General features: G+C 57.4%; 21 protein-coding genes. 10 read left to right on the top strand and 11 right to left on the bottom strand.

Annotated features, from left to right (window positions below; translation table 11 throughout):
- Window positions 1-96: 96 nt before the first annotated feature.
- The 9 genes from NC979_RS04065 (at window position 97) to NC979_RS04105 (ending at window position 9,336) form a co-directional block, all read left to right on the top strand.
- Window positions 97-1,134 (top strand): glycoside hydrolase family protein, encoded by a 1,038-nt coding sequence (locus NC979_RS04065; RefSeq protein WP_190524057.1) that lies wholly within the window; start codon window positions 97-99, stop codon window positions 1,132-1,134.
- Between the two features lie 272 nt (window positions 1,135-1,406).
- Entirely contained in the window at window positions 1,407-2,798 is a 1,392-nt protein-coding gene (locus tag NC979_RS04070; protein ID WP_190524060.1) for a proton extrusion protein PcxA, read from the top strand.
- A 186-nt stretch (window positions 2,799-2,984) separates the two neighbouring features.
- Window positions 2,985-3,167 (top strand): hypothetical protein, encoded by a 183-nt coding sequence (locus tag NC979_RS04075; protein ID WP_190524063.1) that lies wholly within the window; start codon window positions 2,985-2,987, stop codon window positions 3,165-3,167.
- 211 nt (window positions 3,168-3,378) lie between these two features.
- Window positions 3,379-3,876, top strand: a complete 498-nt coding sequence (locus NC979_RS04080; protein WP_190524067.1) for a DUF2231 domain-containing protein — start codon at window positions 3,379-3,381, stop codon at window positions 3,874-3,876.
- Window positions 3,873-4,460 carry a DUF2231 domain-containing protein gene (locus tag NC979_RS04085; RefSeq protein WP_190524070.1) on the top strand — a complete coding sequence of 196 codons (588 nt, stop codon included), beginning with the start codon at window positions 3,873-3,875 and terminating at the stop codon, window positions 4,458-4,460. Before NC979_RS04080 ends, NC979_RS04085 begins: the two co-directional genes overlap by 4 nt.
- Window positions 4,461-4,475: 15 nt before the next feature.
- Complete coding sequence (locus NC979_RS04090; protein ID WP_190524073.1) at window positions 4,476-5,438, top strand: cytochrome c oxidase subunit II; 963 nt, start codon at window positions 4,476-4,478, stop codon at window positions 5,436-5,438.
- Window positions 5,431-7,116, top strand: coding sequence for a cytochrome c oxidase subunit I (gene ctaD, locus NC979_RS04095; RefSeq protein WP_190524076.1), 1,686 nt, complete (start codon window positions 5,431-5,433; stop codon window positions 7,114-7,116). The genes NC979_RS04090 and ctaD overlap by 8 nt, the downstream gene beginning before the upstream one ends.
- Window positions 7,103-7,708 carry a cytochrome c oxidase subunit 3 gene (locus NC979_RS04100; protein WP_313887078.1) on the top strand — a complete coding sequence of 202 codons (606 nt, stop codon included), beginning with the start codon at window positions 7,103-7,105 and terminating at the stop codon, window positions 7,706-7,708. Before ctaD ends, NC979_RS04100 begins: the two co-directional genes overlap by 14 nt.
- Window positions 7,709-7,824: 116 nt before the next feature.
- Complete coding sequence (locus NC979_RS04105; protein ID WP_190524079.1) at window positions 7,825-9,336, top strand: GMC oxidoreductase; 1,512 nt, start codon at window positions 7,825-7,827, stop codon at window positions 9,334-9,336.
- A gap of 5 nt (window positions 9,337-9,341) precedes the next feature.
- Here NC979_RS04105 and NC979_RS04110 read toward each other — a convergent pair whose 3' ends face one another.
- The 11 genes from NC979_RS04110 to NC979_RS04160 all read right to left on the bottom strand — a co-directional run bounded on the left by NC979_RS04110 (window position 9,342) and on the right by NC979_RS04160 (window position 19,987).
- Entirely contained in the window at window positions 9,342-10,049 is a 708-nt protein-coding gene (locus NC979_RS04110; RefSeq protein WP_190524082.1) for a carbonic anhydrase, read from the bottom strand.
- Between the two features lie 11 nt (window positions 10,050-10,060).
- The gene (locus tag NC979_RS04115) at window positions 10,061-10,372 is read right to left on the bottom strand and encodes a P-II family nitrogen regulator (RefSeq protein WP_190524085.1); all 312 of its coding nucleotides are present in this window, start codon (window positions 10,370-10,372) and stop codon (window positions 10,061-10,063) included.
- Between the two features lie 4 nt (window positions 10,373-10,376).
- Window positions 10,377-11,345, bottom strand: a complete 969-nt coding sequence (locus tag NC979_RS04120) for a sodium-dependent bicarbonate transport family permease (RefSeq protein ID WP_190524088.1) — start codon at window positions 11,343-11,345, stop codon at window positions 10,377-10,379.
- A gap of 680 nt (window positions 11,346-12,025) precedes the next feature.
- Window positions 12,026-12,478, bottom strand: a complete 453-nt coding sequence (locus NC979_RS04125; protein ID WP_190524091.1) for an orange carotenoid protein N-terminal domain-containing protein — start codon at window positions 12,476-12,478, stop codon at window positions 12,026-12,028.
- A 371-nt stretch (window positions 12,479-12,849) separates the two neighbouring features.
- Window positions 12,850-13,536, bottom strand: coding sequence for a cysteine hydrolase family protein (locus NC979_RS04130; protein WP_190524095.1), 687 nt, complete (start codon window positions 13,534-13,536; stop codon window positions 12,850-12,852).
- A 42-nt stretch (window positions 13,537-13,578) separates the two neighbouring features.
- The gene (locus NC979_RS04135; RefSeq protein ID WP_190524097.1) at window positions 13,579-13,923 is read right to left on the bottom strand and encodes a cupin domain-containing protein; all 345 of its coding nucleotides are present in this window, start codon (window positions 13,921-13,923) and stop codon (window positions 13,579-13,581) included.
- A 52-nt stretch (window positions 13,924-13,975) separates the two neighbouring features.
- Window positions 13,976-15,520 carry an ABC transporter ATP-binding protein gene (locus NC979_RS04140; protein WP_190524100.1) on the bottom strand — a complete coding sequence of 515 codons (1,545 nt, stop codon included), beginning with the start codon at window positions 15,518-15,520 and terminating at the stop codon, window positions 13,976-13,978.
- 33 nt (window positions 15,521-15,553) lie between these two features.
- A complete protein-coding gene (biuH, locus tag NC979_RS04145; RefSeq protein WP_242024194.1) occupies window positions 15,554-16,312 on the bottom strand; it encodes a biuret amidohydrolase in 759 nt (252 codons plus the stop codon).
- 154 nt (window positions 16,313-16,466) lie between these two features.
- A complete protein-coding gene (locus NC979_RS04150; RefSeq protein ID WP_190524103.1) occupies window positions 16,467-17,396 on the bottom strand; it encodes an ABC transporter permease in 930 nt (309 codons plus the stop codon).
- Window positions 17,397-17,486: 90 nt separating this feature from the next.
- A complete protein-coding gene (locus NC979_RS04155; protein ID WP_190524106.1) occupies window positions 17,487-18,584 on the bottom strand; it encodes an ABC transporter permease in 1,098 nt (365 codons plus the stop codon).
- 242 nt (window positions 18,585-18,826) lie between these two features.
- Window positions 18,827-19,987, bottom strand: a complete 1,161-nt coding sequence (locus NC979_RS04160; protein ID WP_190524109.1) for a BMP family ABC transporter substrate-binding protein — start codon at window positions 19,985-19,987, stop codon at window positions 18,827-18,829.
- A 267-nt stretch (window positions 19,988-20,254) separates the two neighbouring features.
- On the opposite strand from NC979_RS04160, the gene NC979_RS04165 reads away from it, so the two are divergent.
- Entirely contained in the window at window positions 20,255-23,998 is a 3,744-nt protein-coding gene (locus NC979_RS04165) for a WD40 domain-containing protein (protein WP_190524112.1), read from the top strand.
- Window positions 23,999-24,061 lie beyond the last annotated feature (63 nt).

Raw genomic sequence — 24,061 nt, forward strand, 5'->3', positions numbered from 1 at the left:
TGATAAAGACTTTTTAGAATCGCTAGAAGCAAAACTAGGAGAGGATTCTACGGTATTTTAGGTAGGGGTTTACGCGACGTTTTTACGGGTAGCAAAATGCCTTTTACAATGCAGCATCCCAGCCGCCACGTTTGGGATTTTTGGTATTACTTTGACTCAGAGGCTAAACTCTTTCATATTTTTTACCTAAATGCTGATCGGGCTCTGGTTGTGTCAGAACAGCACCACTATGCCTCCTGCGTGGGCCATGCCACTACCTCAGATTTTGCCGTTATTGATTGGGGCGACGAGAGTAGTTTTGACGTGCTAAAACCTCCTCTCAAACACTGGGCAAACACCTGCATTTGGAGTGGAGATGTTATTAAAGCCCAAAACAGCTATCTCATGTTTTACACATCAAGAGATCGCTATCAAGACGACGGTATGACCCAAAACATAGGGGTTGCTTACACCAGTGATTTGTTCTCCAATCAGTGGCATTTCTTTGATACCCAGCTAAAGCCAAAATACTTTTATCAAACCCGAGGCGTTGCCGACGATTTAACTATTCACGCGTGGCGAGATCCATTTTTGTTTCGCCATCGAGCCAGCCGCCAAATTTTTATGCTGGCATCAGCCAAGGCGTTGAGTGGCCCGGCAGGCAGGCGTTGCGTAATCGCTCTACTGCAAGTTGCTGACGACAACTTTGCCCAGGCTGTGCGCGGAGAGCGCGAATGGCAATATTGCTCGCCGCTATTAGAGCCCGGTGGCTACTCCGAAATGGAAGTCCCACAGCTTTACCAACGTGCTGAAGGTAGCTATGAGCTGGTGTTTTCGTGCTGGGCAAAATACGATTTTTCATCTGTGACCGGAGGGGTAGGCGGCTTCCAAGGCATCTCTATTCCTCCACTCTGGACGGAGGAGCGTGGTGGTCAAAGGCCGGTCCGAGAGGGCGATCGCATTCCGCTGCCCTTAGCTAGCCAAACCACCCATGTGTTGGCCCCAGAGACTCAAGGGCTCTATGCCTGTCGTGTCATACCTGAACTGGGTGGCGAAATCATTGGCTTTGATATTCAAACAGGCGGCATCCGCCGCAGTGGTGTGCAAACTAATTTGGCCTCAATGGACCGTGACTTTTCTGGTTTGGCGGTTTGAAATGAGCTAGCGTCCTAGGGATAGCTAGCGACACGAACGTTGTGCACAGATATTCTATGCTTGCTTTCAATTTTGCTCAGCTAGTAGCTGCAAGCAATCTTCTGATTAGTTCCGCAAAGCGTTGCCGATAACGTTGCCCAGAAACGGTTCACGTTGTTCAAAACGTGTATATATCAATGAATATATATGCTGCCTTGTCTACCGCCCTTCATCACCCTCGTCCTAACTGACTGTAGTAGGATCGGGAAATCTCAGCGCCAGCACCCAACCCAATGCAGAATTCAGGCTTTTTTCGCAGCGCCCAGCGGTGGGTTTCTCACACCCCCGAGCGTGCCCTCAACCAGGCCTATGAAGCCGCTCAGATGATTGAGGCGATCGAGCGTGAGTACTTTGGTGGCAACCCCATCTCGCCCCGCTACGGCAGCTACGGTGACAGCGCCATCGCCTACTTTCAGGGTGAGCTGAAAAAATATCTCAACCTGATCAAGGTTCGCATGGCTGTGTTTCGAGCCAGCCGATCGCTTGTGCGGGTCACCGACCCCAGGGTGACAGAGGTGCAGCTACCTGCTGCTGGGGCCGACGAGCTGGCCGTCAGTGTGATTGACCAGCAGGCGATGTTTTTTCGCAAGCTCCAGCTGATTGACGACGTGCTGGCCCGCTACGCCAGCCTCGACACCAACCCCGAACGGGTGATCACCCTCGCCAACGGAGCCAACGGAGCCAGCAGCAGTCTAGAGCCCGCTCCTTCAAACCAGGTGCTGCGATCGCGGACTGACCAGGCGCGGGACGGGCAACTATTAACCGGCCCAACCGGGGTGACTGCCAATACTCCTCCCCAAGACGGCACCAGAGCAGCGGGCCTCTCTGACCGGGCCAACGTGCTGCCCCGCTCCATCCTCCGCACCGTAGACCGCATTCGCCAAGACCTCGACCCCAATGCCGAGCAAGAAGTGGTCAAGGAGTTTCGCAACTCCAAAGCCAAAACCACCGCCGCCATTCGGTTTGTGCTGCTGCTGGTGATTGTGCCGCTGCTGACCCAGCAATTTACTAAAGCCTTCATCGTCGGGCCGATCGTTGATCGGGTGCGGGCTGGGGGCGAAGAAATCGAAGTCTTTCTCAATCCCGAAATGGAGGAAGAAGCCCTCCACGAACTCCAGCAGTTTGAAGAGCGCCTGCGTTTTGAGGTGCTAATTGGCAAAGTCCCTGCCCTGTCTGAGCTGAATATCGAAGAGCGCGTGCGCGCCAAAGCTGCCGACGTTGAGGAGGAATACCGCGAGCGCAGCGCCAGCTCCGTTAAAAACGTGTTTTCTGATATTTTGGCGGCGATCGCCTTTGCCCTCCTGCTGATTTACCGCAAGCAGGACGTAGCCAACATCAAAGCCTTTATGGATGAGATCGTCTATGGTCTCAGCGACAGCGCCAAAGCCTTCATCATCATTCTATTCACCGACACCTTCGTCGGCTTCCACTCGCCCCACGGCTGGGAAATCATTCTAGAAGGCCTTTCGCGACACCTAGGCCTACCCGCCAACCGTGACTTCATCTTCCTATTCATCGCCACCTTCCCAGTTATCCTCGACACCATCTTCAAATACTGGATCTTCCGCTACCTAAACCGCATTTCACCCTCGGCCGTGGCGACCTACAAGAACATGAATGAGTAGAGGAGTGGGGGAGTGATGGAGTAAGGGACTGAGGGAGTAATGGAGATGGGATGTGACGTGCGGCCCATTGCAGTTGCCCACAAATCCATTCGCAAAACAGAAGTTGAAACCGATGATCAATTCATCCTTTCCGTGAGGTGCAGGACGACGGAACGTCCTGCTCGACGGGGGTCTGGGGCCTGCGAAATGGCCCCAGCGACAGATCTGGCTTTCAACCCCAATTGTGCGCCGCCCCGCCCCAGAGTGTATCCCCAATTCAGCGCCAGGGATGTTGCACTGGGCAAATGCCATTTGCCCCTACAGCAGGGCGATCGCACCCAACCCATCCTCTACCCACAAGTAGATCACAATTCTCTCAACAAGAATTAACATTTCATAAAAATTACCATTGTCCCCCGCCCACCAGTGAGACAATCTGCCCACACCTAAGCTGGCCCTAGCTATCGATAGCTCTCATGCCTACCCTATAAAAAGCAGCTGGCTCTGCCCGCACCGCCAGCCTAAAAGTTGCCCAGACGCTAAACTCTAACCGTGCCGTTCCCCTCGTCGCTCAGGCCCCCTACCCCCCAAGGAAAGCCCCGTGTTTGAGTATCTGCCCCCCCTCAACGACCACAACCTACCCTACCCCGACACCATCCACCCAATTGTGGTGCACTTCGTAATTGCGATGGTGCTATTTGCCGTTCTCTGCGATCTGATAGGTTACCTAACCAAAAACACCCGCCTGTTTGAAGTGGGCTGGTGGAATATGGTATTTGCCACAGTTTCTATCTTTATCGCCATCATTTTTGGCCAAATCGAAGCCGGTCTAGCAGAACCCTACGCCGCCGCCGTCAACGACCTGAACCTACATACCCTGATCGGCTGGTCACTATCGGGCATTATTGCTGTCCTGACCGGTTGGCGCTATATCATTCGCATTCGCACTCCCGACCAGCTGCCCATGCCCTACCTGGGCTTAAACGTTCTGCTGACTGCAATTGTGTTCTTTCAAGTCTACTTGGGCGACAAGCTGGTTTGGGTTTACGGACTACACAGTGCGCCCTTAGTAGAAGCCGCCCGGGGAGGTTTACTGTGATTGTTTGGTTTTTGGCGGCTACAGGGGCTAACGACCTGCCCTATGCCATTCCTATTCACCCCAACCTGGTGCACTTGACGCTGGGTCTGTTTATTGTGGCGATTGGCTTTGATATTGTAGGGGCGCTGTTTCCCTTAGAAAAGCGGGTATTTAAGTTTCTGGCAATTCCAGCCACCCGCTCCAACTTGTTTGATGTGGGCTGGTACAACATGGTGGCCGCCGCCGTCATCACATTCTTCACCGTTGCCGCTGGCTTCTACGAAATTTTGCTGGCTGACATGTCGGTGCCTGGGGTCAGCGCTTGGGGCTTGGGAATCAAAGACACCATGGTCTGGCACGGTTTGGGAGGCGTGCTCATTCTAACGCTGATTGTAGCCATGACCATATGGCGAGGGTTCCAGCGCTATGTGTGGCGGCAGGATCGGGCTCGCCAGGTGCAGTGGAGCTACCTGCTAGTGGGGCTCGTTGTCTTTGCGCTGATGTTTGCTCAAGGCACCCTGGGCGCTCATTTGGGGGGTGATTTTGGGGTGCACGTCACGGCTGCTGAGCTGCTGCGATCAGGGGGCGACCCCAATCAGATCTAGAGGAACCACAGCGATATGACGACACCGACGACACCGAAAAAACCCCGTAGTCTTTCCTTTCGCACCGTGGCTCAGCTGGTCGCCCTGGCGATCGCCGATGCCGCAATCAGTCTTTGGGTCGGTCGCCAGGCCTACCTCTGGATGCCGCCCCAGGCCTCAGCCGAGGCCGTGCTGGTTGACGATCTATTTGGCTTTTTAACTACCATCGGCAGCTTCATTTTTTTGGGAGTCACCACCGCGCTGCTGTACTCGGTGCTGTTTCAGCGGGCGGACAAGTACGACATCAGTGATGGCCCTCCGGTCGAAGGCAACCTACTGGTCGAAATTCTCTGGACCACGATTCCCCTGGGGCTAGTGATCTGGATTGCCACCTACAGCTACCAGATCTATGACCAGATGGCGATTCTCGGTCCGATGGAGCACATGAACCACGTGCCCCAATTGGGCTTGATGCCCCCGGCCGAGGCGGCAACCCTGCCCGCGGTGCCTGAGAGAACCCCGATCGAAGTCCACGTGCGCCAATGGGCTTGGGAGTTTCGCTACCCTGATCAAAACATTGTCAGCACCGAACTACATCTGCCGGTGAACGAGCGAGCCAGGCTAAAGCTGATCTCTGAAGACGTGCTGCATGGGTTCTATGTGCCCGCCTTTCGCGTTAAGCAGGATGTGATTCCCGGCAGCACCATCGACTTTGGCTTTATGCCCATCCGCGAGGGGCGCTACCGGCTGCGCGACTCTGACTACAGCGGCACCTATTTTGCCGCCAACCAGGGCGTGGTGGTGGTTGAGTCCGAGGAAGCTTACCAGCAGTGGCTGGCCGATGCTGCCGCTCAGCCCCTCACCGAGGCTGACAATCGCGCCTTTCGCGAGTTTACTAAACTGGGCGATCGCCCCATCAGCGCCGGCTGGAAAACCGTCGAGCCTGCCCCGCCCCCCCGTGTAAATTTCGCCAGCTCTGAGGAAGATAGCTATGAGTAATGCGTCGCTCGATGCGATCGCCGCCAAGAGCGATCAGCCGTTTCCCGGTGCTCCCAACAACTGGCGACGGTTTTTTAGCTTCAGCACCGACCACAAAGTGATCGGCATTCAGTACATGGTCACCGCCTTTGTGTTCTTCCTGATTGGCGGGCTGCTGGCCATGGTCATGCGGGGCGAGCTCATTACCCCCGAGGCCGACCTGGTCGATCGCACCGTCTACAACGCCCTGTTCACCATGCACGGCACCATCATGCTGTTTATGTGGACCTTCCCGATGCTGAACGGGCTGTCTAACTACCTGGTGCCCTTGATGATTGGGGCGCGGGACATGGCTTTTCCCCGGCTCAACGCCGCCGCTTTCTGGCTGGTGCCGGTGTTTGGCACCCTGCTGATGGCGAGCTTCTTTGTGCCTGGCGGGCCGTCGCAGTCGGGCTGGTGGGCCTACCCCCCGGTCAGTCTGCAAAACCCCACCGGCAATCTGATCAACGGCCAGGTGCTGTGGCTGCTGGCGGTGGCCCTCTCGGGAGTATCGTCGATTATGGGGGCGGTCAATTTTGTCACCACCATCTTTCGCATGCGGGCTCCCGGCATGGGCTGGTTTAGAATGCCTGCCTTCTGCTGGACGGTACTGAGCGCCCAGATGATTCAGCTGTTTGGATTGCCATCGTTAACGGCGGGGGCCGTGATGCTGCTGCTGGATTTGACGGCGGGCACCAGCTTTTTTGACCCGGCCAAGGGCGGTGACCCAGTGCTGTATCAGCACTTTTTTTGGTTCTACTCCCACCCAGCGGTTTACGTGATTATTCTGCCGATCTTTGGCACGTTTTCGGAAGTTTTTCCGGTTTACGCCCGCAAGCCCCTGTTTGGCTATCGGTTTGTCGTGGTGTCTTCGGTGATCATTACCGTGCTCAGCGCCATGGTGTGGGTGCACCACATGTTTGCTAGCGGCACCCCTAGCTGGATGCGGATGCTGTTCATGTTCTCTACCATGCTGATCTCGGTGCCTACCGGGGTGAAGGTGTTTGCCTGGGTGGCCACGGTGTGGGGCGGCAAGCTGCGGCTCGACACCCCGATGTTGTTTGCCCTGGGCGGACTGGTCTGTTTCTTATTCGCGGGCATTACCGGGGTGATGCTGGGGGCGGTGCCCTTCGATATCCATGTCAACAACACCTACTTTGTGGTGGGCCACTTCCACTATGTGATTTACGGCGCTACGGTGATGGGCATCTACGCCGCCATCTACCACTGGTTCCCCAAAATGACGGGCCACATGTACTACGAGGGTTTGGGCAAGCTGCACTTTGCCCTCACCTTTATTGGCGTTAACCTCAACTTCTTCCCCATGCACCCCCTGGGGCTGATGGGCATGCCCCGGCGAGTATCTTCCTACGACCCCGAATTTGCCTACTGGAACGTGATCGCCAGCCTGGGCGGCTTTTTGTTGGGGGTCTCGACCCTGCCCTTCATTCTCAATATCGTTAGCTCCTGGGTGCTGGGCAAGCGAGCCCCAGCTAACCCCTGGAATGCGATCGGTTTGGAGTGGCTGATTCCCTCACCGCCACCGGTCGAAAATTTTGAAGAAATCCCAATTGTCGTATCTGGCCCCTATGGCTACGGCTCTAACGAATCTTTAGTTTCCAACAATCCCGCTGGAGAGTTGATCAGTGAGCACAGCTAACCTTGACCCTACCCTCAATGCCCACAGCGTCCATGCTGCCGAGCACGAAGAAGAAGACCATCGTATGTTTGGCTTCATCGTCTTTCTGCTGTCAGAAAGCGTGATTTTCTTGAGCTTTTTTGTGGGCTACACCGTCTACAAAACCAACATCACCGACTGGCTGCCCTCTGGGGTTGAGGGATTGGAGGTGCGCGAACCGCTGATCAATACCATCGTGCTGGTGTCGAGCAGCTTTGTAATTTACTTCGCCGAGCGGTTTTTGCACAAAGAAAATCTTTGGGGCTTTCGCGCCTTTTGGCTGTTGACCATGGCCATGGGCAGTTTCTTTCTCTACGGCCAGGCTGTGGAGTGGATGGGCTTGCCCTTTGGCTTTACTGACGGCGTGTTCGGTGGCACGTTTTATCTGCTGACCGGCTTCCACGGCCTGCACGTGATGACTGGCGTACTCTTGCAGGGGATTATGCTGGGGCGATCGTTTTTGCCCAATAACTATGCAGGCGGCGAGTTTGGCGTAGCCGCCACCTCCCTGTTCTGGCACTTCGTTGATGTGATCTGGATCATCCTGTTTATCTTGATTTACGTTTGGCAGTAATCAGCTATTCAAACAAGGCAGACGGGTATTACAGGCTACTTAAAACTCATTCATCCCACCCATCGCTGCATTTGAAATTCTGACGCCCTCTGAAAGCCCCATTGGTGAGGAACCCCATGATTATCGACGACCAGCACTACGACGTAATCATTGTCGGCACCGGGGCGGGGGGCGGCACCCTGGCCCGCAAGCTGGCGCCGTCGGGCAAGCGAATTTTGCTGCTGGAGCGGGGCGGCGCGATGCCCCTCGAAGAGCAAAATATTAGCGATGTGGATATTTTTCAAAAGCAGCGCTACCACGCCCCCGAGCAGTGGTACGACGGTGAGGGCGAGCCCTTCACGCCGCAGATGAAGTATGCGATTGGGGGTAACACCAAAATCTATGGGGCTGCCCTGCAGCGCATGCGCGAACGGGACTTTGAAACGGTAGATCACCAGGACGGCACTTCGCCCGAGTGGTGCCTTAAGTACGCTGACTTTGAGCCTTACTACAGTGAGGCTGAGGCAATATATCAAGTGCATGGCCAGGGCGGGGTAGATCCGACCGAACCGCCTCGCAGTGGAGATTTTGCTTACCCGGCGATCGCCCACAACCCCACCATTCAACCCGTAGTGGAGGACATTGCTAACCACGGCTGCCATCCCTACCCACTGCCGATATCGCTGTCGCTGCGGGAGGATGACCCGACTGGGGATGCTGAGGTATTCGGGGTCAATCCGGCTTTAGATTTTGGCAATGTTACCCTCAAGACCTCAGCCAAAGTTACCGGCATTCTCACCAACCCGACGGGGACGGCGGTCAAGGCGGTGCAGGCCGAGATCGGTGGTCAGCTCTATATCTTTACGGCCAACATTGTTGTGCTGGCCTGCGGGGCGGTAAATTCGGCGGCACTGCTGCTGCAATCGGCTAACGAGAGACACCCCAATGGGTTAGCCAACAGCTCTGATCAGGTGGGCCGCAACCTGATGAAAACTCAGCTGAGTTCGATTGTGCAGGTCACGGCTCAGTCTAACTCTGGCAAATTTCCGCGCTCTGTGGGCATCAACGACTACTACTGGGGCGACAATCAAGTTGACTACCCCATGGGTCACATTCAAAACATGGGCGGAGTGCTGCAGGACGCAATTTTTGCCGAGTCGCCGCCGGTGCTCTCGCTGGTGACCAAGTTTATGCCCAACTTTGGGCTCAAGCAGCTGGCGACGCGATCGATCGCCTGGTGGGCTATGACCGAAGTGCTGCCCGACCCCAAAAACCGGGTGACGGTGAAGGACGGCAAGCTCTCGGTTGCGTTTACCGCTAACAACGCTGAGGCCCACGATCGCCTCGTGTATCGCTGGCTTGATGTGCTGAAGGCTGTAGAGAAAGACAGCAGTCTATTCTCGCGATCGGGCCTGCACCCGCGGGGCGAGGTGCCTCAGTCGGTGATGGCCTACCAGTGTGGCACCTGCCGCATGGGCACTGACCCCGATACCTCGGTGCTAGATATCAACTGCCGCGCCCACGAGCTCGATAACCTCTACGTGGTCGACAGCAGCTTTATGCCCTCCAGCGCCAGCGTGGGGGTAGCGCTGACGGTGATTGCCAATGCCCTGCGGGTGGGCGAACATCTGCTGGAGAGGTTGCGGTAAACGCCTTAGGCCACTAGGGTGACAGTGCCGGTATCGAGATCGTAGCGGGCACCGACTACCTGAAGCTGGCCCGACTGCTGGCGATCGCGCACCAGCGACGACCTCAACACCTGCTCGACCTGGTAGCGCACATTGGCTGTCACCGCGTTGTCTACCGCATCCCCCGGCTGCCCCTTCACCTGGTTCACCGCCGGCAAAATCGCCTGGACAAAAGTGCCAATGTCTCCCGGCAGTGGTTCATTTTTCACGGCTGCCGTCACTGCGCCACAGCGCTCGTGGCCCAGCACCATCAGCAGCGGAGTTTCCAGCAGCTCCACAGCATACTCAATGCTGCCCACCACCTCAGGTGTAGCGATATTGCCTGCTACTCGCACGTCAAAGATGTCGCCCAGACCCTGGTCAAAGATGATCTCTGCTGCCACCCGCGAGTCGGCACAACTCAGCACTGTGGCGAAGGGATGCTGGGACTGGGTCAGCTCGAGCACCCGCTCCTCTGACTGGTCGGGGTGTTCGAGATGGTGCCCAGTAAAGCGCTGGTTGCCGTCTAGCAATCGCTTCAGCGCCTCCTCAGGGCTGAGCGATGACGGTGCTAAAGTTGCCGCTGCCGCTGATCTTGTCGGCCAAAGCGCTGGCCCTAGCGCCGCTAACCCCAGTAATCCACCGCCGAAAGTCAGTACTCGGCGGCGATCGATACCTCTATCGCTATGATCCATAACTCAATTTCCTACAGCGACGCCACACATTTCACGGAGCGAATTTCCATCACATCGGAGATGTAACAGGTGCCCCCAAATTTGTTCAACAGCGGCCGCACATTCTCGGCCACGGTTTTGATTTCGTCAGGCATGCAAAACGCAACGATGTAGACGTTGTCGTCCATAGTCATATCGAGGTCTTCGCTGCCGCCTCGCAGCCCCTCACCTTCCACATTGCGAATTACCGCGTGACCGTGAACACCTGATTTTTTGAGGCTGTCTAAAATCTTGGGTAACTCAAAAGAATTGGCAATAATCTCGATTTTTTTAACAAGGTGCATGGGCTTAGCTCCACAACAGGTTAATGCCGTACAGATAAAGCGGAATGCCAACAATAATGTTGAACGGAAACGTGACCGCTAAAGCCGTAGAAACGTACAGGCTTGGGTTGGCCTCGGGCACCGTTAGCCGCATGGCCGCTGGCACCGCAATATAGGATGCACTGGCACACAGCACAGCAAATAGGAGGGCATTACCTTGGGACATATCGATCGCCCTAGCGATTAGCAATCCAACGCCTGCATTCAGTATTGGGATCAGTATGGCAAAGGAAATTAGGAAAAAGCCGGTTTTTTGCAAGTCTTTAATGCGTCGAGCCGCCACCAGGCCCATGTCGAGCAAGAAGAAGGTCAGCACCCCGTAGAACATCTGTTGGGTAAAGGGCGACAAAACTTCCCAACCATGTTCTCCAGTGAGCACACCAATGATTAAGCTGCCGACTAACAAAAAGACCGAGCTATTAAGAAAAGCATCCCGCAGAACCTCAGACCAGACAAATTCTCGTTTTTCGTCTCTGGCGAAGAAGTTCACGAGAATCAGCCCGACAATGATGGCCGGGGATTCCATCAGGGCCAGAGCGGCTACCATAAACCCGTCGAAGGGCATGCCCAACTCGGTGAGGAAGGCGCTGGCCGTAATGAACGTAACGGCGCTGATCGAGCCGTAGGTGGCGGCGATCGCCGCTGAGTCGTAGGTGTCGAGCTTCAGCCGCAAAATAAAAAACGTGTATAGCGGTACGACGCAGGCCATCACGATCGCCGCCAAAATTGTCAGCACCACCTGCTGGTTGATGCCACTCTTAGTTAGCTCAACGCCACCTTTAAACCCGATTGCCAACAGCAAATACAGAGAAAACAGCTTTGGAATTGGCGGCGGAATTTCTAAATCAGATTTAACTAAAACAGCTATCATTCCCAAGAAGAAAAATAGCACTGGAGGATTCAGAATGTTAGACACGATCAAGTTGGCATTCATGTCCACCTCTTCTGATGCAGATATCGCCGAAACTTAAACAAACTTTGCATGCTGTCAACTATTATTGCCCTACGCCCCCATGGTGTATCGTGTTGAATCCCTCCCTGTCAATGGTTTCGTTAAAATCTTTGCCGATCTCCTGACAAGCAGAACGGTCGTTTTTTGAACTGGTTGCAGTCCTTTTAGGAATATTCAGAAAGCGCAGACACTAGGGAATCGGTGGGAAATCTTGGGTTTTTCCACTGCTTGATCTCTACCAAAATGGTCTGACAGATTGGCGAGGCTGAATCCTAACTGAATCCCGCTTCAAAATTAGATACCTAGCAGGGGCAGTCAGCTAAACCTTTCAACGGAATAGGTCCAACAAACAGGCTATTTCACAGCGTTTAGCTTTGAGATGTTGCACAACAACTTTTATACCAACAGCCAACTGCTCGACAAAAAAGGAGCTAGCCGTTAACGTGCCAACTCCTGAGTTTATTGTTCTGTCAAATTCAAACATACAAGTCGGGCAAACTGCTGGCGGACACGGCAAAGCCGATTGCTAGTCCGCTACAGCCCCAATTATTCATCTACAAACATCTCGTTTTTTGATGACTAATCGACCAACAGTAGCTAATCCCAAAATGTTTTTAGCTAGTGCCCGTCGAGGGCATGTGCTGCTACCCGAGAGTGATCTTTTACGCGCCCATGCTGGTGACTGCGTCGCGGGTAAATGTAATCCGCTGCTCAAAGTCTAAGGCTTTAATTTGGTCGACAAACCCTTGGGTGTTCTCAGGCAAAGAGTAGTCGCTGGGGACATTAATGATCTCGCCCGACTCCATACCCTGTGCCAGTAGTAGCCAAACCTCTAGCTTCGATGAGGGGCTGAGGGCACCATACTGTTTGCTGATGTCGGTATTAGCTCCGTTGGCGATATCGCGCTGAGCCTGAAGTTGGTCATCTTTGGACAGAACGACTATGTGATCGTAGAGGGTTTGGCCCATTCCTTCTACTTTGCTGTCGGGGTTAGGATTGAGCTGATCTTTGATGTCTAAATAGCCATACCACAACAGCGCTAGCTGGGTGTCAGCATCGAAGCTTTCAAACTGCTTTAGGGGCTCTTTGATCGCGTCTAGAGTTGAGTAAGTCATGGGGATTTCCTGTGTAAGGTTCTGCATTGTGCTTTTCCGACAAAACCTAGTTCAAGCTGAACTGAAGTTTTGAAAAGGTTAGGCTAACAACGCTTTCGTTACAGACCTTAACGAGTTAGAGCAAGTGATGTTGTCTGTCAGAAGGGATAACCCCAAAACCCCCGATTTGACAGAGTGACAAGGTTACACAGCAAGATTTAAGGAGCTGTAGAAAGAGACGAAAATAGAGGAGCGAAAAATGAACAAATACCTAGCCGGGTTGAATCCTGGCGTTTTGGGATTGTGATAGCCCAGACTTCACCTGCGGTAGCAGGCGGCGATCGCCCCTGAACCCCTACAGCGATCCAATTGTGCTTACACCTGCGCCATCCCTAAGCCATGACCGGAGTCTCATATTGCGCTGCTAGGGCGTTTAGCAGCGCCTCGGTGTGCCCCGTCCAGCCAATGATGCCATCCTGGGCGCGCACCATTTCGAGAGTAGATTGCTTGAATTCGGGGAAGTAGCTCTCAGTTGCGTCTTCGACCAACAGGCATTCGTAGCCGCGATCGTTGGCCTCGCGCATGGTGGTCTGCACGCAGACCTCGGTGGTCACGCCCGTAATGATCAGGTGGGTAATGCCCTGGGCTTTGAGGTGGGCTTCTAGCTCGGTGGCATAGAAGGCTCCCTTGCCAGGTTTAGGAATAATCACTTCGTTGGGCAAGGGCGCGAGTTCGGGAATGATGCCGTTGCCCGGTTCGCCCAGCACCAGAATGCGCCCCATGGGGCCGCGATCGCCGATTTTGAGTGAGCCATTGCCGCGATCGCGCTTCGACGGTGGACAGTCTGACAAATCGGGTCGGTGCCCTTCTACGGTCTGAAAAATCGGCAGGTTGTAGCGCCGAAACGCCTCCTGCAACGCCTGAACGTTGGGAATGATCGATCGCAGCAGACTGACATCATTGCCTAAGGCATCGCCAAAGCCGCCGGGCTCGATGAAATCGCGCTGCATGTCGATGATGACTAGCGCTAGGCCGGTGGTGGGTAGGGGGTAGGGGTAGGGTTGGGCGGGTAGGGGCATGGGGGTGGGTAGGGGGTGGATGGGTGGGTAGGGGCGTCTGTTTTAGGGCTCGATTTCGATGGGTTTAGCCCAGATGGCGAGGACGATGCAGCCGTCGGGGCTGCTGACGGTGTGGTGGGTGTCGGGCGGATTGACCACTAGGGTGCCCACTCCATAGGTGCCGTTTTCGTCGGTTTGGGAGCCTGACAGTACCAAAATGTGCTCAAACCCGGTGTGCAAGTGGCGAGGAACCGACGCGCCTGGCTGATAGCGCAGCAGCGCAGCGGCAGTTCCGTCTGGTTCGGCGGGGTAAAGCCGAAACATATCGACCCCAGGCCGAAACGGCTCCCAATCTAGTTCTGGGTCAGCCGCCATGGCCTTTAGGTCAGGCAAAACAATCGATTGCATAATAACTCTCCCACTCATCCACCCATCCACCCCCTACCCATCCACGCATCCACTAATGCCCAGCCATCTTATGGCCTAGGGTCTTGATGTCAGCGGTGGCGGTGGGGCTTTCGTAGACCAGCTCACCGCCGCTGATTACAAAGATGCGATCGCTCAGCTTTAGCAGCTCATCGAGGTCTTCGCTCACCAGCAGCACCGCCACACCGCGATTGCGGGCGGCAAGGATCTGGCTGTGGATGTAGTCAACCGCCGAAAAGTCGAGACCGAAGCAGGGGTTCGCCGCAATCAGCAGGTTGATGTTGGTTGACGACAGCTCGCGGGCCAGCACGGTGCGCTGCACGTTGCCGCCGGAGAGGTGGCCTACCGGGGTATCGACCGACGGGGTTTTGACCGAGAAGACGTTGACTAAGCCCTCGGCCATGCGCCGAATGTTGCGGAGGCTGAGCAGCCAGCCGCGTCGGGCCTGGGGCGGGCAGTCGAAGGTGCGTAGGGCCATGTTTTCGGCCACGCTCATGTGGGGGACGCAGGCGTTGCGCAGCGGTTCTTCGGGCAGGGTGTAGACCTGGTGACGAGCCATTTCTTTGCGGGTCGACTGATAGGGCTCGCCGTTGACAAGAATATCGCCGCTGTGGCGGGGGCGCTGGCCCGCCAGCACCTCCACCAGCTCGCGCTGACCGTTGCCCGAGACGCCCGCAATGCCGACAATTTCGCCACTGTTGACAATTAGATTAGCGCTGCACACGGCGGGCAGACCGTTGTCGCGATCGGCGCACAGGTCTTTGAGCTCTAGAACGGGCCGCGGGTCGGCGATCGCGACCTTTTCAACCGGGGTAGCCTCCGTTTTTTCGCCCAGCATCATGTGGGCCATGTCATCGACGGTTAAATCGCGCACGTAGCCGTGGCCCGCCAGCTTGCCCTTGCGCAGCACCGTCACCTCGTCGGTAAAGGCCATCACCTCGCGAAACTTGTGGGAGATCATCAGCACGCTGAGGTGGCCAGCGGTGACTTCTTCCCGCAGTAGACCCAGCACTTCGTCGGCTTCGTCGGGGGTGAGCACCGAGGTCGGCTCGTCGAGAATCAGCACCCGGCTATTCAGGTAGAGCTGCTTGAGAATTTCGAGCTTTTGCTTTTGACCCGCCGCCAGTTGAGCAATGGGAGTGCGCAGATCGATCTGGAAGGGGGAAGTGGCCATAAAGGCGTCGAGGCGATCGTACTCGGTCTTCCAGTTGATCCACTGGGGGCTGTCGTAGCGCGAGAGCACCAGATTTTCGGCCACGGTCATAGCGGGCACTGAGGTGAAATGCTGGTAGACCATGCCTAGGCCAAAGTGGTGGGCATCCTTGGGGCTATCAATGTCGCGGCACTGGCGATCGACCAGCACTTCCCCAGAGGTGGGGGTGTAAAAGCCCATGATGCATTTCACCAAGGTGCTTTTGCCGGCTCCGTTTTCGCCCAGCAGAGCGTGAAAGCTGCCGGGGGTAACTTTAATCGAGACCTGATCGAGGGCAGTGAAGCTGCCAAAGCGTTTGGTGAGATTAATTACCTCCAGCTCGAGCGGGGCGGTTTTGATTTGCGGTGCAGCAACTGCGGTTTTCATAGGGGAGTAGGGGGTAGGGAGTGATGGGGAGATTTAGGAGAAAGTAGGGTGTGCTTGCGAAACAACCGCAGGGTGGGCACTGCCTACCATTTCCCCAAAACTCATCTCGGATTGGACTAACGCTTCGATCAGGGCTTCGGAATGGGCTACAGCACCAAACACGCCGCCCTGCATCTTGACCATCTTCAGCGCGGCCAGGTGGTTGCCGTAGTCGGTGGCACCCGTGCAGTCAGACAGCAGTAGGCACTCGTAGCCGCGATCGTTAGCGTCGCGCATGGTGGTGTGGACGCACACATCGGTGGTGATGCCTGCGAGGATAAGGTTGCGAATGCCTTTGCGGGTGAGGATTAAATCGAGGTCGGTGGCGTAGAAGGAGCCTTTGCCGGGCTTGTCGATCACCACTTCGCCGGGCAGAGGTTGCAACTCGGGGATGAGTTCCCAGCCGGGTTCACCGCGCACCAAGATGCGTCCGCAGGGGCCAGGGTCGCCAATGCCCGCGCCAATCTGGCGCGATCGCCACTGTTTGTTCTCTGGCAGGTCTGATAGATCGGGGCGGTGGCCCTCGCGGGTATGGATGATGGTGAAGTTGCGATCGCGCAGCACCTCTAGCAGCCTGGCGATCGGTTGAATGGGGGCACGGGTGAGCGATAGGTCGTAGCCCATCTTGTCCACATAGCCGCCGATGCCGCAAAAATCGGTCTGCATATCAATCACAATCAGCGCCGTATTTTCGGGTCGCAGATCCCCGTCGTAGGGGTATGGATACGGCTCGGCTTCAACGAAAATTCCCATGGGTTGTCTCCAGTTGAATAGCTAATGGCGCACTGTAGGTGGTTAGAGCGAAGCGGCACCTAACAAATTTGCCGCTGTTGGGTTGCACTGCGTTTTACCCGACCTACAGGGCGAAACGTTCCTACAAAATGCATTAAAAGACGGTGGCAAACTGTTACTCCTGAGCTTGTCCCAATGCTCCCGGTGCGCCGGTTAACGTGCGCTTGGGCGAGCAGGTAATCACCATAATCAGCAGGGTCAAGATGTATGGCGAAGCGTTGAACAAGTAGTAGTAGGCGTCAATGCCCACCGACTGCAGGGCGGGGCCGATCGCTTGGGCACCGCCAAACAGCAGCGAGGCGTAGAGACACTGCACCGGGTTCCAGCGGGCAAAAATTACCAGGGCCACGGCCATCAAGCCTTGACCGCTCGAGATCCGCTCTGACCAGCTGCCAGGGTAAAACAGCGATAGGGATGCGCCGCCAATACCGGCTAAAAAGCTGCCCGCCACAATGCTGGCCATGCGTACCTTGAAGATCGAAATCCCCATCGCTTTGGCGGCGTCGGGGCTGTCGCCCACGGCGCGCACCAGTAGCCCCCAGCGGCTAGAGCGAAAGAACCACTGCATTAGCGGAGCGATCGCCACCCCCAAAATAAACAGCGGGCTAATGCTCAGGGCCGACTCGAGCTGAGGAATTTGGGTCCACCCCGCCAGGGATAGCGTCGGTAGCTGAGGAGCCGAGGGCTGAATGAAGGGCTTGCCCAAAAAGAATGCCAAGCCGCTACCAAAGATAATCATGGCAATGCCCACCGCCACGTCATTCACCCGAGGCTGTTGGGCCAGCCAACCGTGAATGAGCCCTAAGAACATACCGGCTACGCCGGCCATAACCACCCCCAGCCAGGGCGACCCGGTCAGGTACGACACGGCGTAGGCGCTCATAGCTCCCATGAGCAGAGTGCCTTCTAGGCCCAAGTTGATCTTGCCGCTTTTTTCGGTCAGACACTCTCCCAGGCTGACCAACAGAAACGGGGCGCTGCCCCGCAGGGTTCCCGCAATGATGGCGAGGGGTACGCCCCACCAGCCCAAAGCTTCACTGGCCATGGTTCTCACTCTCCGTGGGTGTGATTGCACTAAAAACGTGATGTTCTCGGTATAGGCTTAGCACTGCTAAGCCCATACTCCCTGGCTAACCTAAACTGGGGTGGCCGTGGCCACGGGGGGCAAAGGCCGCACCTTGGGTGGGCGCTCCTTAAAGATCGGCAGCCGCCCGTAGAGCGAGTCGCTGTAGAGCACCGAGAGAAACACAATGCCCTGGAACACCATCACCGTGGCGTCGGGTAGGCCGTGGCTGCGCTGTAGAATGCCGCCGCTGGCGAGAATGCCCCCTAAGAGCAGGGCCACTAAACTGGCTGCGATCGGGTTGTGGCGGGCAATAAAGGCTACCAATACGCCGCCGTAGCCGTAGTTCGCGTTCAGCGATTCGTTGGCCCGACCGTGGACTGCCGCCACCTCAACCATCCCCGCCAGACCGGCGCAGGCTCCGCCCAAAAAGCAGATTGCCAGGGTGAGCTTGCCCACGGGCAGCCCCGCCACCCGCGCCGCCCGCACATTGCCCCCGGCGGTGCGCGCCGCAAAGCCAAAGGTAGTGCGTTGAATTAAGAAATAGGCCAGTCCGCAGGCCACTAGCCCCAGCACTAAGCCGTAGTGCACCCGGCTGCCAGGCAGATTGCCCAGCATGTGGATTTCGGGCAGGGGATAGCTGGAGGGCTTGTTGAGGGAGCTGGGATCCTTCATAGGGCCGTTGACCATGTGGTTGAGCAGCGCGATCGCGATGTAGTTCATCAGCAGGCTGCTAATGGTCTCATTCACCGCCCGATAGTGCCGCAGCGCCCCGACAATGGCAATCCAGATACCGCCCGCTGCCATACCGGCTAGGGCCATACCCAACTGCACCCCAGGAGTGGGCAACCCCCAGCCCCCCAGGGTGAGGCCCCCAGCCACCGCCGCTAAGCCCCCCAGCACCAGCGCCCCCTCATTACCAATGATCACCAACCCCAACCGTGCCGGCAGCGCCGTACAGAGGGCACTCAACATCAGTGGCGACGCCTGAATCAGCGTGTTCTGAAACGAACTCCAGCTGCCAAAAGCGGCGCGATAGATCGAGTAATACACCCCAAACGGGTTCGCCCCCGCCAGGCCACAAAACAGGCCAAATATCACCAGGGCCGCCAGCAGCGCCCCAGTTGGAATGCAGGTTTTTTCGAGAAGACTCCGCCAGCGATCGCTCATCGTCATGCTCCTTAGTTCATTGGATGCTCAATAACGTCGTCAGAGAAACGTTGCGGTCAAACGGCCTTAGAGTCGGTGGAACGCGCAAGTAGGTGGCGCAACTTAAGGGCTAACGGGTAAGGGCCCCAGATGGATGGTGAGCATTACCAATTGATAGGAGCCGCAGATGAATGGTGGGCATTGCCCACCCTACGGCTGTTCACCCATCCACCCTCTACCCATCCACCCGCCTACCCACTCCCCTACCCCACACTCCCCATCACCCCTTCCGCCAGCCAGTTCATCTGCTCCAGCTCGATCGCCGTTTGCCCCAGTTCCTTGCCGCCAGCGACTACAGTCTTGCCCTGGTTGTCTTTGATTTCGCCTTTGTAAATCACCAGTTCCCTAGAAATCAGCTGGGCCTGGGCGGCCTCGGCCGCCTGTTGGGCCGAGGCGCTCACCGCTGGGCCAAAGGGCGACAGCTTCAAAAAGCCGTCCTTAAAGCCGCCCCGCACCAGGTGAGGAATGCCGCCATTCATCAGGGTTTTGCCCTCCTGCAGCAGGCTGACGTAATTTTTGTACACGGTCGACCAGTCCCACTCGGCCCCCGTGAGGTAGCCCTGGGGGGCCAATTCAGCTTGGTTAGCGTGGTAACCGGTGGCAAAAATGCCGCGCCGCTCGGCGGTCTCGATCACCACCTTGGGACTATCCACGTGGCAGGTGAGCACGTCAATGCCCTGGTCGGCCATGCTGTTGGCGGCCTCGGCCTCGCGCACCGGGTCGGCCCAGTCGCCGGTAAAAATCACCTGGGTAGTGGCGCTGGGATCGATGCTGCGAGCCCCCAGGGTAAAGCTGTTGACGTTGCGCAGCACCTGAGGAATGGGCTTGGCGCCGATGAACCCCAGCCGCTTGCTAGTTGAGGTATGGGCGGCGACAACGCCCGCCACGTACTGAGCTTCGTCGATGTAGCCAAAGTAGCTGCCGACGTTGTTGGGGTGCACACCCTCTTGGTACAGGCCGCCGCAGTGAAAAAACTGCACATCGGGAAAGTCCTTGGCCAGGGCCAGCACGTGGGGGTCAAAGTAGCCAAAGGAGGTGGCAAAAATCGCCGTGGCCCCGTCCAGGTCAATCATGCTGCGGATGCTTTCCTGCACCGCGTTAGTTTCGGGCACACTGGCTTCTTCGGAGGTTTTGACTCCGTCGAGGCCGTCGAGGCTGGCGCGACCTTCGGCGTGGGCCTGGTTGTAGCCATAGTCATCCTTGGGGCCGACGTAGATAAACCCTGCGGTGAGGGTGTCGCTGCCTCCCGCCGCCGTGGGGGAGCTGCTGCAGCCGCTAAGCTTAACCGTGAGGCCAAAGGCACCGGTAGCCAGCAATCCCCGGATCGCCTGGCGACGGGTCACCTGAAGCATGGGTTTCCGCATGGGGATTCTCCTTAGTGAGGGTGAAAGATAGTCAGGTTGAAGCACTGAATGTTAAGGAGAGACTACCAATGCCGGACGGGCGGGGAGGTGCGAGGAAAGTGCGCCAAAAGTACGTTTTTGATCGGGCAAAACCCGGTTCAGCAGGTGAAATGTTACCCAAGGTACAAAGTTGGGGGTAGGGCTTGGCTAGGATCAGCCCCATAGAACTCCCCTCAAGCCCCATGTCGCTTCGGTTTTAGAGCAGCGAGTAGCATTGGATACACCACCATGACCGACGACGATGCCTTAGGACTGGTTGAGCGGGTTCTCGTTGCGCAGGGGGTAGCGCTCAGCCCGCTGCAGGCGAGGTTGTTTCAGCAGGCCTGGGGCGATCGCACCTACCAAGACACGGCGCTGGCCCTGGGCTACGAGGTGGGCTACATCAAGCAGATGGGGTCTGACCTGTGGCAGTGCCTCTCCTCACACCTGGGGGAGAAAGTCACCAAGCGCAATCTGCGAGCGGTTCTAGCCCGCCAGCTCAAAGCCCTGTCGGTCAAAGACGCTGAACTGGGGGCAATCAGCCCCAGTGTCGCCCCTTTTCGGCGCCGTCGCGACTGGGGCGACGCTGCCACCGCGACGGTGTTCTACGGGCGCACCGACGAACTGGCTCAGCTGCAAGACTGGGTGGTCGCCGACGGCTGTCGGCTGGTGGGGCTGTTTGGCATGGGGGGCATCGGCAAAACTACCCTGGCGGTGAAGCTAGCCCAGCAGGTGCAAGACCGCTTTGAGGTGGTGATCTGGCGATCGCTGCGCCATGCGCCCCTGGTCAACGACCTGCTCAAAGACCTGCTGGGGGTGCTGTCGCCCGGGGCCAATGCCGCCGTTGAGTTTGACGGTCTGTTGCGATCGCTGCTCGATCAACTGCGCCAGCACCGCAGTTTGATCGTGCTCGACAACGGCGAAACGATTTTGCAGCCGCGCGATCGTACCGGCACCTACCAGCCAGGGTACGAAAACTACGCTCAGCTTTTCTACAGCCTGGGCAATGTCGATCATCAGAGCACCGTCATGCTCACCAGCCGCGAAAAAATCAAAGAAATTGCCCAGCAGGAAGGAGCTACCCTACCGATTCGCTCGCTGCGTTTGGGGGGCTTGCCGCCCCGGGTCGGCCAGTCCATCTTCCAGGCTCGGGGCCAGTTTGCCGGTAGCCCTGCCGACTGGCAGCATCTGGTCAACCACTACGCCGGCAACCCCCTGGCCCTCAAGATGGTGGCCGCCGTGGTGCAAGACTTTTTTGACGGGCAGCTGGGGCCGTTTGTGCAGATTTTGGCCCAGGGAGACTCGGTATTTGGCGACATTCGCGACCTGCTGACCCACCAGCTCGATCGCCTCACGACCGTTGAGCAGCAGGTAATGGCCTGGCTCGCCATTCATCGCGAGCCCGTTACCCTAGCGCAGGTGCGCGCTGACTTGATAGCGCCTCTGGCCTTGGGCGAACTGATCGAAGCCCTCACTAGCCTGGAGCGGCGATCGCTGATTGAGCGCGACATCCCGCGAGCCAATGCTCGCAGCACGCGCTTCACCCTCCAGCCCGTGGTAATGGAATACATGACTGACTGGCTGGTAGAGCAGATCAGCCAGGCCATTTTGGCACCGCCGACGATCGACCCTGGCCCGCTGCACACCCACGCCCTGATGTTGGCCCAGGCTAAAGACTACATTCGCGACGGCCAAACACGGCTGATTCTGCAACCGGTGCTGCAACGGCTGCGGCTGCGCCCTGACAGTTTAGCCCAGCGCCTGCGCCACCACCTCGACACCTGGCGCGGGCAGAGCTTACAGAGCTACGCCTGCGGCAACCTGCTCAATCTGCTTCAGCAGGCTGACATCTCGCTGGCGGGCTGGGATTTTTCTGAGCAGACGATCTGGCAGGCCTATCTGCAAGACAGCACCCTGCACAACGCCAACTTTGCCCAGGCCGACCTATCGCGATCGGTGTTCAAAGACACCTTTAGCCAGGTGCTAGCTATTGCCTTTAGCCCCGACGGCCAGCTGTTAGCAGCCAGCGATGTCAGCTATGAAATTCATCTGTGGCGGGTCAGCGATGCCCAGCCGATGCTCACCCTCCATGCCCAAGACGGCTGGTGCTGGGCGGTGGCCTTTAGCCCCAATAACCAAACTCTGGCCAGCAGCGCCAACGGTACTATCGACCTGTGGAATCTTAAAACCGGCGATCGCTACGGCCAGCTCAAAGACTCCTCCGGCCGGGTTTTTTCCCTCGCTTTCAGCCCCGACGGGCGCTTTCTGGCCAGCGGCTGTGAAGACCACCAGATCCGCGTGTGGGATGTGCGGATCCAGACCCTGGTTCACAGCCTGGTGGGCCATACCGATGAGGTGCGATCGGTGGCGTTTTCGCCCCAGGGCTACCTGCGCGGCGGTCCGAATTTAAGCGATTCGCGCAGCGGTTCGTTTCAGCATCGCTCGGCCAGCCATCTCTTGGCCAGCGGCAGCTATGACGGCACTCTGCGCCTGTGGGATGTGGCCAGTGGCGACAGCACCGTAATGGCGGCTGGGTCACCGGTGTGGTCGATCGCCTTTAGCCCTGACGGGCAGACCTTGGCCAGTGGTCATCACAACGGCAGCATCGGCCTCTGGAATGTTGGCACCCAAGCGCTGGTGCGATGGTGCCAGACCGAGCCCAAGGGGCGATCGCCAGGCTCCCCTCAGGCGGTGCGCTCCGTGGCCTTTAGCCCCGACGGCCGCATCCTAGCCAGCGGTGGCGACAACCAAATCCTGCGCCTGTGGAACTGGCAGACCGGGCAGATTAGATGGGCGGTCAAGGGTCATAGCAGCTGGATCTCAAACGTCGCCTTTAGCCCGGTGGGAGAAACATCCGCCAAAGAGAACGGCTACATCCTAGCCAGCGCCAGCGAAGATCAGTCCGTGCGCCTGTGGGATAGCCAGAACCACCAGCCCCTGCGGGTGCTGCGCGGCCACAACAGCGGTGTGTGGTCGGTAGCGCTACATCCCCAGGGTGACTATCTGGTTAGCGGTGGCCAAGATCGCCAGGTGCGCCTGTGGCCGTTAACCACCCCGGCTGCTCCCCGAAGGTTTATGGGGCACGATGGCTGGGTCTTTGCCGTAGCGGTCAGCCCCGACGGCCGCTGGATCGCCAGCAGTGGCGAAGATCGCACCGTGCGCCTTTGGGATAGCGAAACCGGAAACTGCCGCGCCACCTGGACCGACCACAGCCATGAGGTTTGGGCCTTGGCCTTTTGCCCCCAGGGCGATCGCCTAGTCAGCGGCAGTCTAGATGGCACCCTACGCCTGTGGAATCTCACCAGCTACGCCTGCCAGGGCATCTTCAGCGGCCACACCAGCGGCGTTTGGACATTGGCCATTAGCCCCGACGGTCGCCGCCTAGCCAGTGGCAGCCAGGATCAAACTGTGCGCCTGTGGGATCTTGAATCCCAAACCTGCCTACAAATCCTGCCCTGCGAAGGCAGCTGGGTGCGGGGGTTGGCTTTCAGCCCGGATGGCCGGTTTCTCTCCAGCGGCGGGTCTAACGGTTATGTCATGCTATGGGATTTAAAGCTGGGCCACCGCACCGTCATCGGCACCCACCCCAGCCTTGTTTTGTCCGTGGCTTTTAGCCCCGATGGACAGTGGCTGGCCAGCTGCGGCGGCGATACCACCATCAGGCTGTGGAACCTGCGCACTCGGCAATGCCATCAAACCCTTTGCGGTCACGACAAGTGGGTGCGATACGTTACCTTTAGCGCCGACGGCGATCGCCTAATTAGCTGTAGCCAAGACGAAACTATTCAGGTTTGGCAGAAGGTGCCGACCCCCGATGGCTTTATCTACTGCCACGCACAGACGCTGCGGGTGCCCCGACCCTACGAAGGCATGGCGATCGCTGGGGTAACCGGCCTCACCGAAGCTCAAAAAGCGGCCTTAGTGGCCCTAGGGGCCAGTGAAACCCTGGCCATCAGCTCAAAACCCTCGATCGCGCCTCTGTATCATCCGTAGAGTAGACTACACTCCAGGTATCACAACTGCCTCTAACCGCTAGCACTTGGCCTAGTCCAGAGG

Origin of the sequence: Leptolyngbya subtilissima AS-A7 (genome assembly GCF_039962255.1) — a bacterium.
Classification (GTDB): Bacteria; Cyanobacteriota; Cyanobacteriia; order Phormidesmidales; family Phormidesmidaceae; genus Nodosilinea.